A 15,834-nucleotide genomic window follows, 5' to 3' on the forward strand; every position below is an offset into this window, starting at 1 on the left:
GTCGCGCTCCGGGGTGGGCTTCGCGGCCAGGACGCCCTGTGCCGGACAGACCGTCCTGCGTCCCGGCGCAGGGTGCCTTCAGGCCTCCGTCGGCGTTCTTCTCGTCATGAGGAAAGTGATCTACATGACTGCGGTGGCACTGCTGCCGGCCGGCACGGCCCCGGCATACGCGAGTGGGGGTGCCGACCTGTGAGCGTCGGGGTGATCGGCGAGGGGCTGAAGGTGAAGGAGGAACGGCCCTGCTGAAGGGCTGGTACCCGGGTGCTCGGGCCGAGGTCTCCAGCGCTGCCCCCCCACGTCCACGTGCACCGTGCCCGCACCCGAACAGCGAACAGGGGCGGGCACGGTGTCATCAGCCGACGATGCGCCGGACGACGAGGACCGGGCCGAGCTCGCTCTGTCGGACCACGGAGACGGGCCGGCCGGTCCGGGGCGCGTGCACGACGTAGCCGTAGCCGATGGCCATGGCCACATGCTCGGGGGCGTCGGCCGTACCGCGGGCGAAGAGGAGGTCACCGGGGGCGATGGCGTCGACCGGGACGGGGCGCCCGTCGTGGATCTGTGTGTAGGTGGTGCGGGTGATCTCCTTTCCGGCAACGCCGTAGGACCGTTGGGTCAGGGACGAGCAGTCGCACCTCTCGGCCGGGGTGGTGCCGTGGGGGTTGGTACAACTGCCGCCCCACTGGTACATGGTTCCGAGCTGGCCGAGCGCCCACCGGATCGCGGTCTTCACCTCCGTCGGTGCCGTGGCCGGGATCTGGTACCCCTCGGGGAGTGTGCCGGGCGGGATCTCCCCGAAGTCCACGTTGGCCGCCTGGCCGGCGCAGGGGCCCTGGCCGTGTCCTCCGCCGAGAACGGGCACTACCGCCTGAGGCCCGGCGGGCGCTGCGCCGAGCGCGGGCCCGATGGCCTGCTGCAGGGCCGTGGCGAGCGGTTCGTGTTTGGCGTACGCGTCGGGGAACCCGCTGCGCTGGACCTTCTGCGCGGCGACCGTGAGCGGCATCTGCTCCCAGTCCTCCAGCTTCACGAGCCCGTCGTAGAACTTGGTGCTGGAGTAGACCGGGTCCATGATCTGCTCGTGGGTTCCCCAGCCCTGGGAGGGGCGTTGCTGGAACAGGCCCAGTGAGTCGCGGTCGCCGTGGTCGAGGTTGATCAGTGTGGACTCCTGGAGGGCGGTGGCCAGGGCGATGACCTGGCCGCGGGCCGGCACCCGCTTCTGGATGCCGGTCGCGACGATTGCCTTCGCGTTGGGGATCTGCTTCTTGGGCTCGGAGAGTCCGGGCACGTCCACGTCGCCGCTGCCGGTCAGCATCGCCTGGACCTTGCGGGCGATGTCGGCGGTGTCCGGGTCAAGGCCCGGCCGGCCGGCGCCGGGGCAGCGAGCGGCCGCCTCGGCCTCGCTCTGGGCGAGGCCGGTGACGTGGGCGGCGATCGCGGCGAGCAGGACGAGCGCCAGCCCGATCAGTCCGGCAGCGCCGGCCAGCCACCGTTTGAGCTTCTTCATGAACTGCCCGTCCTGCGGCGACGGCGCCTCAGCTCACGCTCCTCGTTGCGGCTGAGGGAAGAGTCACTGGGCCGTTTCGGGGTCACCGAGGTGACGCGGTGTGTGACGGGCAGGCGCCGGCTGCCGCGGTCGAGGCGTTGGCGGAGCTGCTGCTGGCGCGACGAGGCCGGGGGCTGGGTCGGCACCGGCTGCCGCGGCTGGGTCGGAGGGCTCGTCGCCTGCGTCACCGGCGGGTTGGGTTGTTTCGGGATGGTGGTGGCCTGGCTGTTGCCGCCGGCGGCACGGTGGTACATCGGACCGCCCGGAAGGTGGTTCGAGAAGGTGGCCGGCGTGCTGCTGACGGGCGTGTGCGCCGGGCCACCGGGCGGGTTGGGCGGCTGCGGAGGAATCGGCGGCTGCGGGGGATTCGGCGGCGACTGAGGCGGGTTCGGCGGCTGAGGAGGAATCGGCGGGTTGGGCGGATTCGGTGGCTGCGGCGGGGGCGGCTGGTGGCCTGCGGGCCCGGGCGGTCGGTGGTTGCTCTTGGTCGAGGACTGCAGCCGGTTCATCAGGGCGACGGAGCTGACGCTGGAGGACGTGGCGTAGCCGAGGGCTGCGATCGGGTTGCCCGAGGCGAGGGAGACGCCGACCATCGCGGTGCGGACCGCTCCGCGGGTGACCTTGCGGGCGATGCTCTGGTTCTTCGCCACCGGGGTGGAGGAGGGGGTGAAGGCGCTTCCGTCGGTGCCTCCGACGCGTGCCGCGTACATCTTGGCGCGGAAGTTGTTCGCGACCTGCTTGGACCGGGCGGTGAGTGTCTTGCGCTTCTTGACCGCGGCGATGCAGACGATGTCCACGGCGAGGAAGCGCAGGGTGAGTTCGGTGCCGTCCTCCGTGTGCACGGGGTCGAGGACGGCTTGGACGATCAGGATGAGGACGGCGAGGCCGACGACGGAGACGAGCAGGATGCCGAGGGAGCGTAGGACGGACGCCGCCCAGTCCCACAGGTAGCCGCGGCCGGCTCCGGGCACGAGACCGGCGACGAGGGCGGGTTCGGCGCGTACGGCGTCCCACGCGATGCGGCACTGCGCGAGGAGGAAGCTGCCGGCGAGGCCCGCGATCAGCACGGTGACGATCACCGCGGCGATGAGGAGGAAGAGTGCTCCGCCGACCTTGTCCAGCGAGGCTCGCTTGGCTGCCTGGACGTCGCCCTTCACGCACTGCTTCTCGAACTGCTCCATCGGCGGGTTGCCGAAGTGGTCGACCGCCCACTGCTTGGCGGCCTTCAGGGCCCAGTCGCCCATCTGCGCACCGGTCGGGTCGATCCAGGCCCGGTACTCGTTGAACTTCCTCAGGCCCGCCATCTTCTCGCTGACCGCCCGGTCGTAGGCGAGCTGGGTGAGCTTGGTGTCGGAGTACTTCTTCGCGCAGTCGTCCTTGAAGATCTGTCCGTACTGGAGCAGCATGGCCGGCTTGACGATGAAGGCGTCGGTCAGGGCGTTCGTCAGCGGGCGCTGGAGCGCGATGCTGCTGGCGGAGTCCTCGTCGTCGGGGTCCTTCGCACGCTCGCCGGGGTTGGCGTCCAGGATGATGTCGGCGACTTCGAGGGACAGGCCGTGGGCTGCGGCGAGGGCACTGTCCCGCTCCCCCAGGAGCAGCGTCGGGGGCGACGACAGCAGGGTGGCGGTCAGGGCGGCGATCAGGAGGGACAGGGCGGCGTCCCCCCACCCCTTGGCCCGGTCTCCGAAGAAGATGCGCGTCACGCAGACGAGCGCGCACACCGACAGGAAGAGGTTGGTCAGGCCCATCTGCAGGATGACCTGGGTGTGCAGGGAGTTGGCGACGGAGAGGACGGGCGTCAGCAGCAGCTTGGCGAGGCCGAAGCTGAGGGTCCAGCCGATGAGCCAGCAGCAGAACGCCACGACCCATTTGGTGATCATGAAGCAGAGCTCGGCGACGAGATTCTGGACACCGAGGTCCCAGTCCAGCAGACCGCCGGTGTCGCTCTTGATCGTGTAGGCGGAGATGGGCATGCGGTTGCGGTCGGTGACGCTGAAGACGGCCAGGACGCCGCCTTCGTCGGGCAACAGCTTGCGCAGGCGCTCCTCCTCGGACTTGAGGTAGGCATCCTTCAAGGGGTCGGACAGGCGCTCGTTGAGCTCTCCGAGGATCTTCTCGATCTCGGCGAGCTCCTCGGGGGTGGGCGTACGCGTGCCAGGGGTCGTCGGAGCGAGAGGGTTGCCCGGCGTACTGGCCGGGGTCGGAGTCGAGGTCGGGGCCGGGCTCGGCTCGGCGAGGGCCGGCACCGTGGTGAGCATCGTGAAGGCGGTCGCGGCGAGCGCCGCCACGAGCAGGGCGAGACGCAGGCGGGCTGTGCCGAGCAGGCGTAGCCGCTCGAACGGGGCGCGTGGGGTCCTCATGCCGCCGCCTGTGCGCCGGTCGGGGTGGTGTGGATGACGCGCTCGATCGCCCGGTCGCGCGGGATGAGCACGCGCATGAGGCCGATGCGGCCGACCAGGTCGCGGTAGAGGCACTCCCCCGCGCGGGCCCGGCGCTGGTCCTCGGGCAGATCGAGGGGTGAGAGGCCACCGGTCACCAGGTCCAGGAGGTCGGTGTCGGTGGAGTCCACGCCGAGGAACTCCAGGGAGCGGGCGGCCAGGGTGCGGCTGGTCTGCCGGAAGACGAAGCGGTGCGGGATGAGCCCGCGGACGATCACGCCCTTCTCGCTGTCGGCCGGGCCGATGTCGTCGGCGTCGTGCGAGCCGACGTACGCGGCCGCGTTGCGCTTGCGGCCGTCGCGCAGCAGCTCCAGCAGCAGCTCCAGGCCCTCGTCGCTGGAGGTGAGCCACCAGCACTCGTCGAAGACGGTGACGGCGAACTCGTCCCGGCTCCTCATCGCGGTCTCGCGGGAGACCGCGGCGATCAGATACATCAGGGCCCGGCCCAACACCTTCTCGAACTCCAGGCGCTGGATGCGGTGCTCGCTCGCGAGCTCGGACTTCTTCGGCAGCGCGAGCGCGGACACCAGGAAGACCACGCTGTCGGCGCGGTGGGTGTCGACGACCGGCAGCGTCTCGTCGAACACGACCCGGGCCAGGTCCTTGCGGGCGACCGAGCCGAGCTTGCGGGCCAGGCCCTGGGCGGCCGCGTCGTCGGCGCCGCGCGCGGTGAGTTCGTCCATCAGGGCGCGCATCGACGGCTCGGGCCGGGCCAGGACCGCCTGGACCGCTTCGGAGAGGGCGACGCCTTCGAGGTCCATCGGCCGCACCCCGAGGAGCAGGGTCAGGAAGGACTCGGTGAAGCGGGCCGCGACCTGGGGGCTGTTCTCCTTGTAGAGGCGCAGCGGGTCGAGGGAGACCTCGGCGGTGTGGTCGATGCGGATCAGCTGAGTGGTGCCGGGACAAGCCTTGGCGAAGCGGGCCCATTCCTGGTCGGTGGTGCGGTCGACGATGACGGCGCGGCCGCGGCTGCCGGGCCGGCCGAGCTGGTGGCCGCGGGCGAGGACGTTGTAGACCGCGGCCTTCATGGCGACCGACTTTCCGGCGCCGAGCTCGCCGAGCCAGGCCATGGAGGCGGAGGCGTTCTCGCGGGGTCCGCGGGCGGGGTCGATCAGGACGGGGCGGGCGCCCCCGGAGGCGACCTGCAGCCCGTACAGGCCGCCGCGTTCGTCGCCGAGCTGGGATCCGCACCAGGGCATGGCCATCGAGAAGTCCCGGGCGAGGAGGATCTGTGCGTAGCCGGCCATGACGCGGGGGGTGCGGCAGCCGGGCAGCATCGCCTGCCAGAGGTTCGTCTGCTCGCCGGCGGGCCGGGAGAAGGTGTATTCGGTCGCGCCGTAGTCGCTCGCGAGGGCGGCGGCCCGGTCCATGGCGTCGTCGGGGCTGTCGCCCCAGACCGCGAGGGTGACCATGGCGCGGATCTCCACCTCGCGCCGGTTCGCGGTCAGCCGCTCGTGGTACTCCTCGTTGTCGGCCTGATTGTTGGCCACGGCCGCGGGCGGACCGGCCGGGTCGCCCTCGTACTCGGCGGCCTGCGCCTTGAGGTGACGGGCGCGCTTGCGGACCTTCGGCTCCGCCTTCGAGCCGGGCACGACGACCAGCCGTGCGGTCCAGTCGACCGGGTAGGCCAGGTCGTCGAGCTGCTGCAGGTAGGCCGCGCCAGGCAGAGCGAACGCCTTGGGCATCTCGGAGAGGGCCAGGAGCGCCTGGTAGGAGTCGCCCCACTCGGAGGAGACCTGGAGGAAGCGCCGCGTGAACGGGTTGACCGGCAGCGAGGGGCCGCTGTCGAAGTCGGCGCCGCCCTCGCCGACGAGGATCTCCCCCAGCGCCGCGACGTTGCGTCCGCGGCCGCGGACCGGGGTCTCGGTGCCGTCGGGGAGGAACGGCTCCGCCAGCCCGCGCCGGGCGGAGTGGCCGTAGATCCACAGGATCTCCGCCTCGGACGCCGGACGCATCGACACCCCGGACGGCCACTGGGCCTGGATCCGCTGCGCCTGCTCCAGGCGCCGGCGGACCTCTGCGTCGGTGACGACCGCGGGCATCAGCCCGAGCTGCAGGGAGACTTCCGCCCGCGCCGCCCGGAACGCCGACACCACCGCGTCCTTCCGCGACAGCGGGGGAAGCGGGAGCGCGAGCCAGTCGGTGCGCCCGGTCAGCTCCATCGTCTCCAGCTCGTCCAGGACCGCGTGCCCGAGACGCTCGTAGCGCGGGGCCCGGGCCAGGTCGATGTCGTCGACCATGGCGCGCACCACGGCGGTCGGGTCGACCTGCGGGCACAGGCTCATCAGCATCGGCTCGCCGGTCATCGCCTTGAACAGGCCCTCCAGGGCCTGGAGGCGGCGCTTCTTCACGACGGCCGGGGCGTGGGAGTAGTTGGTCGCGGTGACGCGCCAGACCGCCCAGACCGTGCCATGGGTGGTGAAGATCAGGTTGTTCTGGACGTGCCGGATCGGCAGGCGCATCGTCGGTTCTCCAGTCAGGTACGAGTCGTGGGGGCGCGGCGGGCGAGAAGGGCCTGCACCCCCGACGCCACCGGCGCGGCGGGCGACGAAGGCCCAGCGGGTACCGGTGACTGGGCGGCGCGTGCCGCAGGCCTGGGCCGGCCCGGCCCCGGCGGGGGTGCCGATGCGGGTTCGGTATCGCTCGCGGGTGCGGTGCCTTCGGCTGCGGGCAGGTGGATACGGGTGTCGCCGCGGGTGGGGCGGGCGAGCCGGTAGGCGCGGCCGCGGAGTTGGCCGCGCCGGGGCGCAGCCAACATGAGAGCGACGCTCAACAGGGCGGCCGCCGGGTTGCGGCCGTCGACGTGGAGATGGCGCAGCACGAACGCCACCACCGCGGGCAGGACCAGGAGGACGGCGACGTCGAGCCAGCCGTGCCCGCCCCACACGGGGCGGGTCAGGATCAGTGCGGCGACGGTGGAGACGATCCCGGCGAGCTGGGTGAGGGTGTACGGGCCGCCGGGCAGCCGGATCCCCCGGCCGCCGTTGACGTCCCGGATCACCCCGTGGACCAGCGGCGCACGGCGGGCCTTGGTGTAGCAGCGGCCGATGAGCTCGTAGTCCAGCTCGCCACCGGCGGCGGCCTCGGTCACTGGTCGCCTCGGGCGGCGTTGGGCCCGCTCTGGTACTGGACGATGTCCTCGTTGGTCTTGTTCTTGAGAGCGGGCATGTTGGCGGACAGGCCCCAGACGATGCCGGCGAAGATGACGGCCATGATCGTCGGGCCCGGTGCCTTGGTCTTCCAGCCGACGGCGACCACGAAGATCCCGCACAGGATCGGGATGGCGACGTCGAAGATGAGCGTCTTGATGTCGTTGCCGATGCCGGTGCCGGTCTGGATCCAGCCCGCGGCCAACATGATGCTGTCCTGCATGACGGTGCTCCTTCTCTATGGGGTGGGAGTGGTTGCCGGAACGGGGGCGCCGGAGGCGGCCGGAACCGGAGTAGGCGGGGCAAGGGCGGGGGCGCCGTCGAGGCCGGCGATCTCCCACCGGCCGGCGCGGGCCTTGAGGGTGAGGGCGTAGGTGAGCGGGAGCCGCACCCCGTCCTGGCCGGTCGCCCGGAGGGTGACGAGCAGACGCAGGGTGGTGCCGTCACCAGGCACCGAGACGACCGGTTCGCCGCCGGCCTCGCCCTCGACGGCGAGCTGGTCCACCGCGATCCCCGAGTACGGAGCCGGGGACGGCGCGGCCAGGCGCGTACCCGGAGCGAGGTAGCGGTCGAGCTCGGCGCCGGCCTTCGTCAGGTAGGCGGACAGGAAGCTGGTGACCGCCTGGGTACGCGGGTCGGTCGGCAGCGCCGGGTGCATCGCGCCGTAGACCAACTCCGGGGCCTTGGCCCGCTCGGGGGCGGCGACCTCGGCCGGCAGCGCGAGCGCCGTGTACGCGGTCGCTCCCCCGGCGCCGGGCGCGGTTGCCACGGGCACCTGGAAATAGCGCACCGGGTCGGCTGCCGGAGACGGGGAGGCGCCCGGCTGCGTGGACGGCGTGACCGACGGCTGCGCGCCGGTGACGCGGGCCGCGACCGTGACCGCCCAGACCGAGGCGTCGGTCTGGCGAAGCCGGACGACCGTCAGCTGCTCGCCCCGACGGCGGCCGGAGACTCCGTCGAGCTGGAGGCCGCCGGCCGGCGGGTAGTAGGCGGCGAGCTTGGGCTCGTCGCCACGCCCGGCAGACAGGTAAGCGGCAACGAAGAGGCTGGCGAAGCCGGCCGCGCCCTGACCGCCGCTCGCGGACGATGCGGACGGGGCGGTCTTCGACGCCGGGGCCGCGGACGTGGTGGGCACCGACAGATAGGCGAGCGCGCCCAGGAGCGGACCGAGGCCGATCAGGCCCCAGACGATCCAGCGGATCAGGACGGCCGAGTTGGCCTGGGCACCGGTCGACCATCCGCCGACCCAGTCGGTGTCCTGCTCGGCCTCCGGCACCTGCACGGCCTCCGGCCGCGGCTCGACCGGCGGGGCCGGCTTCCGGCGGAAGGTGCCTACGAGGCTCATGCCGTGCCTCCGGCCGGGCGCAGGGTGTGGCCGGCCAGCTCCGCGATCCGGTTCCGCAGTTCGGCCTCGGGGCGGCGGCGCAGCGCGGCGAGCGAGGCGAGGGCCAGCTCGGCGTCCTCGTCGAGGAAGGCGCGGAGCTTCTCGTGGGTGCTGGTGTCGAAGGGGCGGGCGACGAGGGCGGCACCGAGGTGGATGAGCAGACGCTGGGCGCGGGTGACGCGCTCCTCGTCCGCGTCCAGCGACGGCGCGGCAGCGGATGTGGTCAAGACGCATCTCCAAAGGGGCGTGCGGACGGTGGCCGGGGCGGTGGTCCGGTTCATGCCGCGGCCGCGGGCTGGAGGGATGCTGTGAGGCGGGCCAGGGCCCGCGAGCGCCGGCGCTGCCAGGCGCCGGGCGTGGTGCCGGCGCGGGCGGCGGCCTCGATGTCCGGGATGCCGCCGCTGATGTGGTGCCAGGCCAGCGCCTGCGCGTCCGCCGTGGACAGGGCGCCGTCGCGGACCGCGTCGAGGAGAAGCTCCAGGAGCTCCAGTCGGGCCGGGACGGTCGCGGCGTCGTCGGCCGGGCCCGCGTGGAGGCCGGCCTCCACGGCGGCCGCGCGCACGGTGCGGGCGCGGGCGATCTCGTACGGGCCCGGCGCGCGGTCGGCGATCTGCTCCGCGGCCGCGAGGTCCTCCCCCGCCGGACTCTGCTCGGCGGCGAGTTCGGCCAGGACCTGGCGCAGGGTGTCGAGCGTGAGGTTGGCGGCGGGCCGGCCGGGGCGCAGGTGGATACGGCCGGAGCGGGCCACCTCGTAGAGGGCGGCCACGGTCACGTGACCGACGGCATCGCGGGTGCGGCCGCCGGTCGTGCGGACCTGTCCGCGGGTGATGCGGACGACAGCGGGGAGCATCGCCTGGACGATGACGCGACCGGCGAGAGCGGCCGATCGGTCACGGCCGGCGGCGCGCCGGAGCAGGACGCGCAGGACGGCGTCGGTCAGCTCATCGGTCACGCCGTCGGTCGTCGGGCGGAGCGCGGCGAGGAGCTGCTCGGGCGTCAGGGACCCGGACCAGGAATCGGTCACGGCCGCGATGTCGGCGCCGAGGTGGCCATCGGTCACCCAGTCGGTCACCGCCTGGCGCAGGGCGGGGTCCGCGCACAGCGCGGACCAGTCGGCGTCCAGCCGGTCGAAGTACCCACCGCCGGCGGCGGGGTGCGAAGCGTCGTGCACGGCACGTCTCCTTTCGGATCTCGTGCCGTACACACTCCTCAGACCGGCTTGCCCGAAGGCTTGCCCGAAGCCCTAAAAGCGCAGATGGGAGGCTTGCCCTCTAGGCGGGCAAGCCTCCCGTGACCGATTGGGCAAGCCTGGAAGGGGGTTGGGCAAGCCCCTCGTGACCGGCCCGTGCAACCCCAGGGCAAGCCTCCCGTGGGGGTGGGCAAGCCCTGGGATTCGACTGCGAAGGCTTGCCCAGGAAGCAGCGACGCGGGCGCGACGAACGGGTGGCCGATGGCCGCAGATCGGTCATGACCGGTGACCGATGGAGCCCGGATCGGTCACCGGTCACCCGGCCCGACATCGGTCACGGGATCGGTCACGTGCCGATCGGTCACGCCCTGGTGGCTGCCCGAGGCGTCCGGGCCGCGGTAACCGATGACCGGTCACCGCGACCCGGCGGGGCCGGTCGGTCAGCTACTGACCGACCGCAGGTGCGCACGCCCCTGACGCTGCCGGCTCTCCTCCAAGTGCTTGGCCGCTTCAAGGACGCGGCGCTGGCCCGTCTTGGGCGACACCTCCAGGCGTCGCGCGGTCTCGGCTCCGGACAGCTTCTTCCCCGCGTCCTCGGCCTCGGCCAGCCACTGGGCGACCAGCTCGATCTCCTGCTGGATCGGGTCGATGTCACCCTCGTCGTTCTGCTGCTGAGGCACCCGAGCAGTGGCTTCGCCGGTCTCCGTCACATCGGCGGTCCACGCCTGGGCCTCGCCGGCCGGAGCGGGCCGCGAGGTCTCGCCGGGCGACTTCTGCTTCACAGTGCCCTGCATCGGCAGGTCGGCCTTCGCCGAGGCGGTGGCCACCGGGACCGAAGGCTTCGTGACCGGAGCGAGGCGCGGCGCTTCTGCCTCAACGCCCGATCCCGCACTCGACTCCCCCAGGAAGAAGGGAGGCCGCTCGGTCACCGGCGCGGATGCGTCCGCGACGGACACCGACGTGTCGTCCGGCTCAGCAGCAGCTTCGGCCTGGCTTACGGTGAAGTCGCTCGCCGGCCCATCGGAAGGGTCGAAGCCGAGCTCGCGCAGGTCGGTCAGCACCGGCTCCAGGTACTCGTCCGCGATCGGCCCACCCGTCGCCGGATCGGTCACGCCGTACTGCTGAGCGAGGTATGCGGCGAGCTGGTCCGCCGTCGGGAAGCGGTCGTACTGCTCGATGAACTCGCGGCCGACTCCTCGCAAGTCCGCTGCACTGAGGCCCAAGGTCTGGACGCTGCGGACCTCTCCCCCGGCGCTGTCCTCCAAAGGCTCAGGCAGCTGTTCGGCGACCAGGACCTCGTCAGGTTGCGGGACGGCCGGAGGAAGCGCCGGTGCTACGGCTGGTGCGATCTCCTCGGGTGCGGTAGCGGCGGGCCGCCGCTGCAGGAGCACCGGATCCATCCCGGCTGCGACCAGGCCATCCGAAGCGGTCTCCGCGAGCGGTACCCCGATCCGGGCCAGCTTCAGCGGCATCAGCGCCTCCACCGGAGCCTTACGCCGCCACGAACGCCCGTACCGCGCCTGCAGCCGGGCCTGGTAGATCAGCCGGTCCTGCTCCATACCGACCGCCTGCTCGTAGGAGCGCAGCTCCCACAGCTTCATCCGACGCCACAGCTTGAAGGTCGGCAGCGGGGACAGCAGCCACCGGGTGATGCGCACACCCTCCATGTGCCGGTCCGCGGTGATGTCCGCGATCCGACCCACGGCGTGCCGGGCGGCCTCCACCGTCACCACGAACAGCATCGGGATCACGGCGTGCATCCCGACACCCAGCGGATCCGGCCAGGAGGCCGCACCGTTGAACGCGATGGTCGCCGCCGTCAGCAACCACGCCGTCTGGCGCAGCAGGGGGAAGGGGATCCGGAGCCACGTCAGCAGCAGGTCCAACGCGAGGAGGACGCAGATGCCCGCGTCGATGCCGATCGGGAAGACCAGGGAGAAGCCGCCGAAGCCCTTCTTCTCCGCGAGCTCGCGCACTGCGGCGTACGAGCCCGCGAAACCGATCCCCGCGATGACCACGGCTCCGGCCACGACGACTCCGATGAGTATCCGGTGCGTACGAGTCAGCTGTAGCTGCGCCACTGGCCTTGATCCCTCGTTCCTCGCGTTGTCGTTGAGGTCACCCTTGCATCAGGAGTTTGTGCAGGCAGGGGATTTACCTCGAATGGATGTTGGACACGGCCGCTGATGGGAGCGGACACCGGTATTACGTCGTAATACGGCGTGCTGGGACGACCGGTCGGGTACGTACGCCGCGTGTATTACGGCGTAATGAGCCGGGCGAGGCTGGCGCCGCGGGGCGGAGCCCGTCTGGTGAAGCGCCGTCAGCCCGCCCGTGGCGCGGGTTTACAGGTCGTTCAGGAGCAGTTCGGCAAGCTGCTGCCGGTACTCAGGGGTGCAGGACTCCACCAGGTCCGCGACGAAGGCCTGTGGGTCTCCCGCGAGCTGTAGGTACCGACGGAGCGCCTTCTGTCGTTCCTCGGGGGACGTTCCATCGACGACGGGGTCCTGTCGCGTGGCGGCGGGGGCCGGCGTCACGTGGTCTGGTGCAGCTTCCGGCGAAGGCGTGGCCGGCTTCGGCGGCAGAGACGTCGTCTTGGCCTGGCTGCTGATCTTCCTCTTGGCCCGCTGTTCCTTCAGCATTTGGAGCTGCTGGGCCTGCTCTTCCGGCTTCTTACGTCCCACCTGCCGGAGGAGCTCCGCCGGCTCCTGACCCGATTTGAGCTTCTGTTTCAGCTCGGGAGTGAGGCCGATCAGGGCGAGGCGCTGGGAGATCCATCCCTGGGAGCGGTGAAGGCGGGCGGCGAGCGCTTCCTGGGTCCCGTGGACAGCGAGAAGTTGCTGGAGCGCGTATGCCTCGTCCAGGTGGTCCAGGTCCTGGCGGTGGACGTTGGCGACGAGGGCGGATTCCAGGATCTCGTCCGGGTTGCTGCCGAGGTCCTCGTCCAGCATCACCTTGACTTCTTCGATGCCGGCCTCACGGGCGGCCGCGAGCCGGGAGTTGCCGTCGATGGCAACGTACTTCGCGCCCTGCTCCAGGTCTTCCGCCAGTTCGGGGTTGGCTTCGAGGTACGCCAGCCGGGACATGATGCTGATGGCGGTCTTCTGCCCGTGGTTGCGCAGGCTCTTGGCGAGATCTGTCAGGTCCCCCAGTGAGGATCGCGGGTTGCGCGGGTTCAGGCTGATCAAGGAGACGGGGAGCGTGACGGTCGGTAGGGCGCCCTCGGTGGGAGCGGCTGTCGCAGCGTCGATTGCGGCCCGGCGGGGGCTGATGGACTGGGCTCGTGCGAACGAGCTGCCCGTTCCGAGCGCGGATGCCTTGCTCATGAGATCTCCCGTGCCAGTGCTCGCAGGGCCACCGCCTGGTTGCAGTTCGGTGCGTACGCCAGCAACGGCTGCTTGACGCGTACGGCTTCCTTCTGTTCCTTAAGGTCGCCGATCACGCCGACGACCCGCGGGTCCTTGAGGTCCATCCAGCTCTGGAGCGAGGAGGTGGCGATGTACCCGCGGCGGGCGTCGTAGTGGTTGACCACGATGCCGAGGTACTCAAGTTCCAGGGCCATGTCGTTGACGAGATCTTCGATCTGCGAGGTGAGGAGGTCGTAGGCGTCGGCAGAGCTGTCCTCGGCCTGGACGACGACCAGGATCCCGGAGTTGCCGGGCTCCTCCCCCGGGCGGCGACGGCCGTAGTAGACGGCGGCGTCCATGCTGAGGCCGAGACTGGGTGGGCAGTCCACCAGGATGGCGTCGTAGTCGGCTTCGAGCGGAGCGAGTGCCCGTTCCAGCGCCGCCTCGCGTGCTCGCACGCCTGACAGCTTGACGTCGAGGAGGAAGGCGTCGGTGCATGCGGGAAGCACGTGGAGCCGTCCGCCGAAGCGGTTCTCGGTGACCTCGACGACGAGGTCACCGAGGGGGCCCTTGGCTTCGCCCGCCATGTGCTTGGTGAGGCTGTCTCCGTTGAGGGGGAGCGGAGTCAGGCCGAGTTGCTTGGTCAGGTGGCATTGAGGGTCGAAGTCGACGAGCAGCACGCGGAGGCCGAGCCCAGGGAGGTCTTCGTACTCCAGCAGGGTGGGTTCCTCGTCCTCCCTGAGCAGTGCCGCGAGCGCCTTGGAGATGCGTACCCGGTGCAACTGGTCCGAGTCCTCGGCGAGCGCCTGGCCCACACCGGCCGTGATGGCCGTCTTGCCAACACCCCCCTTCTGGTTGCACACAACGCGCCGCTTGACGACGACAGGGCGCTGGATCTCAGGGGCCGGGTTCTTCTCCAACCACACCTGCACGGACTGGGAGAGGCCCTGGATCAGGGACACACCTCGTGCGGAGCAGTCGGAACGGAACTCCTCCCACTGATCGGCGGGAAGCCAGGTCGAAAACGACTTCGCGCCAGTCGTCTCGATACGGGGCAGGTTCGCGCCGAGCCCGCGCCAGGCGTCGATGCCCGCCTCGACCGCGTGCTGGATGTCGATGCCGTGCTGCGCTGCGCGAACTCTCAGGTCACGCTGCATCGCAGCGGGGAGCTTGGAGACGACCTTCTCGCGAATGTCGCCGTCGGAGGGCGTTGTCATGAGCGATACCTTACTAACGCACAAGATCGATGGTGGACTCGGCACGTTAGTAAATGAAGATCTTTGATCGTGGAGTCACCTGACCAGCCGAACCCGGACCGGTATTACGTCGTAATGAACCCCGAAAGCAGTACCAGCAGAGGGGCGGTGGGTCAGCCCAGTCACGACCTCACCGGAAGGCCTCGGTCGCCGATCGCTGGCCAGCGAACGTCAAGCGGACCGTGAACTGAAGGCCGCCGAGACTCTGATGGGCAGGGTCGAGCCCGAGTCCGCGATGCTGAGGGGGACTCACGAATCTGGCAGCCCTGTTACGTGTCCGCTGGCCGCAAGCGGTGGGGGAGTACACCACCGTCGAGATGCTTCCGGGGCAGGGCCGACATCGCCGGTCAGGAGTGGAGCCGCCGCCCGCGCGACCGCGACCTGCTGGTCCGCGGTGCCGGCAGGTGCGGAAGGAGCTCCCACAGGGGAGACGAGCCGGCAGCCCACTCGTTCAGGAGCCCCCTGTCGACCAGGTGCAGTCGTTGGCTCCGGGCGAACTTCACGGCGGGAGCACTGAACCGGCCGTTCGTGACGAGGACCACGACATCGCCTCCGTGCACGGGCCGGCCGGTCCCGTTGAGTACGTGAAGGTCCGGCGTGCCGACGGCGGCCCCGCCAGTTCCGTCGCGGCGATGCTTGCACTGGATCACCCAGCGGCGACCCTCCGGGTCGGTCCCCTTCACGTCGGCACCGTTGTCACCAGCGCCGCCCACCCGCACGGCGTCGTGGGCCCCGTCGCGACGCATCAGGTCCCGTACGGCTTCCTCGAACTGGCTGTGATGCAGGCCGTCCAAGAAGCGGATGTCCCAACTCTCCGGGCGCCGGCGCCGAGCGGTCCACGCGGAGGTGCCACGGCGTGCGGCCTTCACGAGGAGCGGCGTCAGCGCTCCTGTGGTCAGGACCGCGACCGCGACGGCGGCGGCGGTGTTGGCGCCGTGGAGTTGAAGCCACTGCCAGGCTTGTGGGACGAGGATGGACGCGAGCGCGGCGGCCGCCAGGATGCCGACGGCATCAGCGTTTCCCCCTCTGCGATGGTGCACAGGTCGTCGTCCTCGTCCTGGCCGTCGTCGTGCGGTGGTGCGGGTCCGGTTTCGGCGTCCGGGCATGAGCGTGCCTTTCTGAAGCAGGTCGTGCCGCTCACCGGCCTGAGGAGGGATGGTGAGCGGGCAGCCGCGCCCCACCGGATGGTGGGGGTCTCCACCCACCCTCCTCAGGGCGGCTTGCCCGAAGGCTTGCCCTGTTCCCGAAGGGGCGAGGGCGGAGGCTTGCCCACGGGGGAGTCCGCGGCGGCTGTGCCCGCCTCGATGCCGCACCGGCGCTCACCGCCTTCGTCCTCGTCCCCCATTTCCAGTAATCCGAGGGCGAATCGGCGACCGAAAGGCCGCCAGAGGCCTTCTGCGGGCCTGTCAGGTGATCCCAGGTCGATCCATACCGGGCATGCCGAGTTCGTCGACTGGAGGGCCCGTTCTTGGCGTCGCTTTTCAGCAGTGATGTTCGAGTTGCCGGGTTGAGCCCTTCGTCGGTGACC

At 71.0% G+C, this 15,834-nt stretch carries 12 protein-coding genes; all 12 read right to left on the bottom strand.

What is annotated here, in order from left to right; all coding sequences use genetic code 11:
• Window positions 1-352: 352 nt before the first annotated feature.
• The 12 genes from OG624_RS42585 to OG624_RS42640 all read right to left on the bottom strand — a co-directional run bounded on the left by OG624_RS42585 (window position 353) and on the right by OG624_RS42640 (window position 15,346).
• The gene (locus tag OG624_RS42585) at window positions 353-1,504 is read right to left on the bottom strand and encodes a C40 family peptidase (protein ID WP_331719651.1); all 1,152 of its coding nucleotides are present in this window, start codon (window positions 1,502-1,504) and stop codon (window positions 353-355) included.
• Window positions 1,501-3,903, bottom strand: coding sequence for a hypothetical protein (locus OG624_RS42590; protein ID WP_331719652.1), 2,403 nt, complete (start codon window positions 3,901-3,903; stop codon window positions 1,501-1,503). Before OG624_RS42590 ends, OG624_RS42585 begins: the two co-directional genes overlap by 4 nt.
• Entirely contained in the window at window positions 3,900-6,443 is a 2,544-nt protein-coding gene (locus OG624_RS42595) for an ATP-binding protein (RefSeq protein ID WP_331719653.1), read from the bottom strand. The genes OG624_RS42590 and OG624_RS42595 overlap by 4 nt, the downstream gene beginning before the upstream one ends.
• Before the next feature lie 14 nt (window positions 6,444-6,457).
• Window positions 6,458-7,072, bottom strand: a complete 615-nt coding sequence (locus tag OG624_RS42600) for a hypothetical protein (RefSeq protein WP_331719654.1) — start codon at window positions 7,070-7,072, stop codon at window positions 6,458-6,460.
• Window positions 7,069-7,353: a hypothetical protein gene (locus OG624_RS42605; RefSeq protein ID WP_331719655.1), complete on the bottom strand. Its 285-nt coding sequence runs from the start codon at window positions 7,351-7,353 to the stop codon at window positions 7,069-7,071. Before OG624_RS42605 ends, OG624_RS42600 begins: the two co-directional genes overlap by 4 nt.
• Before the next feature lie 15 nt (window positions 7,354-7,368).
• Entirely contained in the window at window positions 7,369-8,475 is a 1,107-nt protein-coding gene (locus OG624_RS42610) for a conjugal transfer protein (protein WP_331719656.1), read from the bottom strand.
• Window positions 8,472-8,741 carry a hypothetical protein gene (locus OG624_RS42615; RefSeq protein ID WP_331719657.1) on the bottom strand — a complete coding sequence of 90 codons (270 nt, stop codon included), beginning with the start codon at window positions 8,739-8,741 and terminating at the stop codon, window positions 8,472-8,474. Before OG624_RS42615 ends, OG624_RS42610 begins: the two co-directional genes overlap by 4 nt.
• 50 nt (window positions 8,742-8,791) lie before the next feature.
• Entirely contained in the window at window positions 8,792-9,685 is an 894-nt protein-coding gene (locus OG624_RS42620; RefSeq protein WP_331719658.1) for a hypothetical protein, read from the bottom strand.
• A 458-nt stretch (window positions 9,686-10,143) separates the two neighbouring features.
• Window positions 10,144-11,784, bottom strand: coding sequence for a DUF2637 domain-containing protein (locus OG624_RS42625; protein ID WP_331719659.1), 1,641 nt, complete (start codon window positions 11,782-11,784; stop codon window positions 10,144-10,146).
• Window positions 11,785-12,048: 264 nt separating this feature from the next.
• Window positions 12,049-13,029 carry a ParB/RepB/Spo0J family partition protein gene (locus OG624_RS42630; protein ID WP_331719660.1) on the bottom strand — a complete coding sequence of 327 codons (981 nt, stop codon included), beginning with the start codon at window positions 13,027-13,029 and terminating at the stop codon, window positions 12,049-12,051.
• A complete protein-coding gene (locus OG624_RS42635; protein ID WP_331719661.1) occupies window positions 13,026-14,267 on the bottom strand; it encodes a ParA family protein in 1,242 nt (413 codons plus the stop codon). The genes OG624_RS42630 and OG624_RS42635 overlap by 4 nt, the downstream gene beginning before the upstream one ends.
• A gap of 386 nt (window positions 14,268-14,653) precedes the next feature.
• Window positions 14,654-15,346, bottom strand: a complete 693-nt coding sequence (locus OG624_RS42640) for a restriction endonuclease (RefSeq protein WP_331719662.1) — start codon at window positions 15,344-15,346, stop codon at window positions 14,654-14,656.
• Window positions 15,347-15,834: the final 488 nt, after the last annotated feature.

Origin of the sequence: Streptomyces virginiae, assembly GCF_041432505.1 — a bacterium.
Classification (GTDB): domain Bacteria; phylum Actinomycetota; class Actinomycetes; order Streptomycetales; family Streptomycetaceae; genus Streptomyces; species Streptomyces virginiae_A.

Excerpts from the sequence above, each read along its gene's own strand:
- OG624_RS42610 (WP_331719656.1), bottom strand. The coding sequence starts at position 8,475 with ATGAGCCTCGTAGGCACCTTCCGCCGGAAGCCGGCCCCGCCGGTCGAG.
- OG624_RS42590 (WP_331719652.1), bottom strand. The coding sequence starts at position 3,903 with ATGAGGACCCCACGCGCCCCGTTCGAGCGGCTACGCCTGCTCGGCACA.
- OG624_RS42585 (WP_331719651.1), bottom strand. The coding sequence starts at position 1,504 with ATGAAGAAGCTCAAACGGTGGCTGGCCGGCGCTGCCGGACTGATCGGG.
- OG624_RS42635 (WP_331719661.1), bottom strand. The coding sequence starts at position 14,267 with ATGACAACGCCCTCCGACGGCGACATTCGCGAGAAGGTCGTCTCCAAG.
- OG624_RS42595 (WP_331719653.1), bottom strand. The coding sequence starts at position 6,443 with ATGCGCCTGCCGATCCGGCACGTCCAGAACAACCTGATCTTCACCACC.
- OG624_RS42605 (WP_331719655.1), bottom strand. The coding sequence starts at position 7,353 with ATGCAGGACAGCATCATGTTGGCCGCGGGCTGGATCCAGACCGGCACC.
- OG624_RS42630 (WP_331719660.1), bottom strand. The coding sequence starts at position 13,029 with ATGAGCAAGGCATCCGCGCTCGGAACGGGCAGCTCGTTCGCACGAGCC.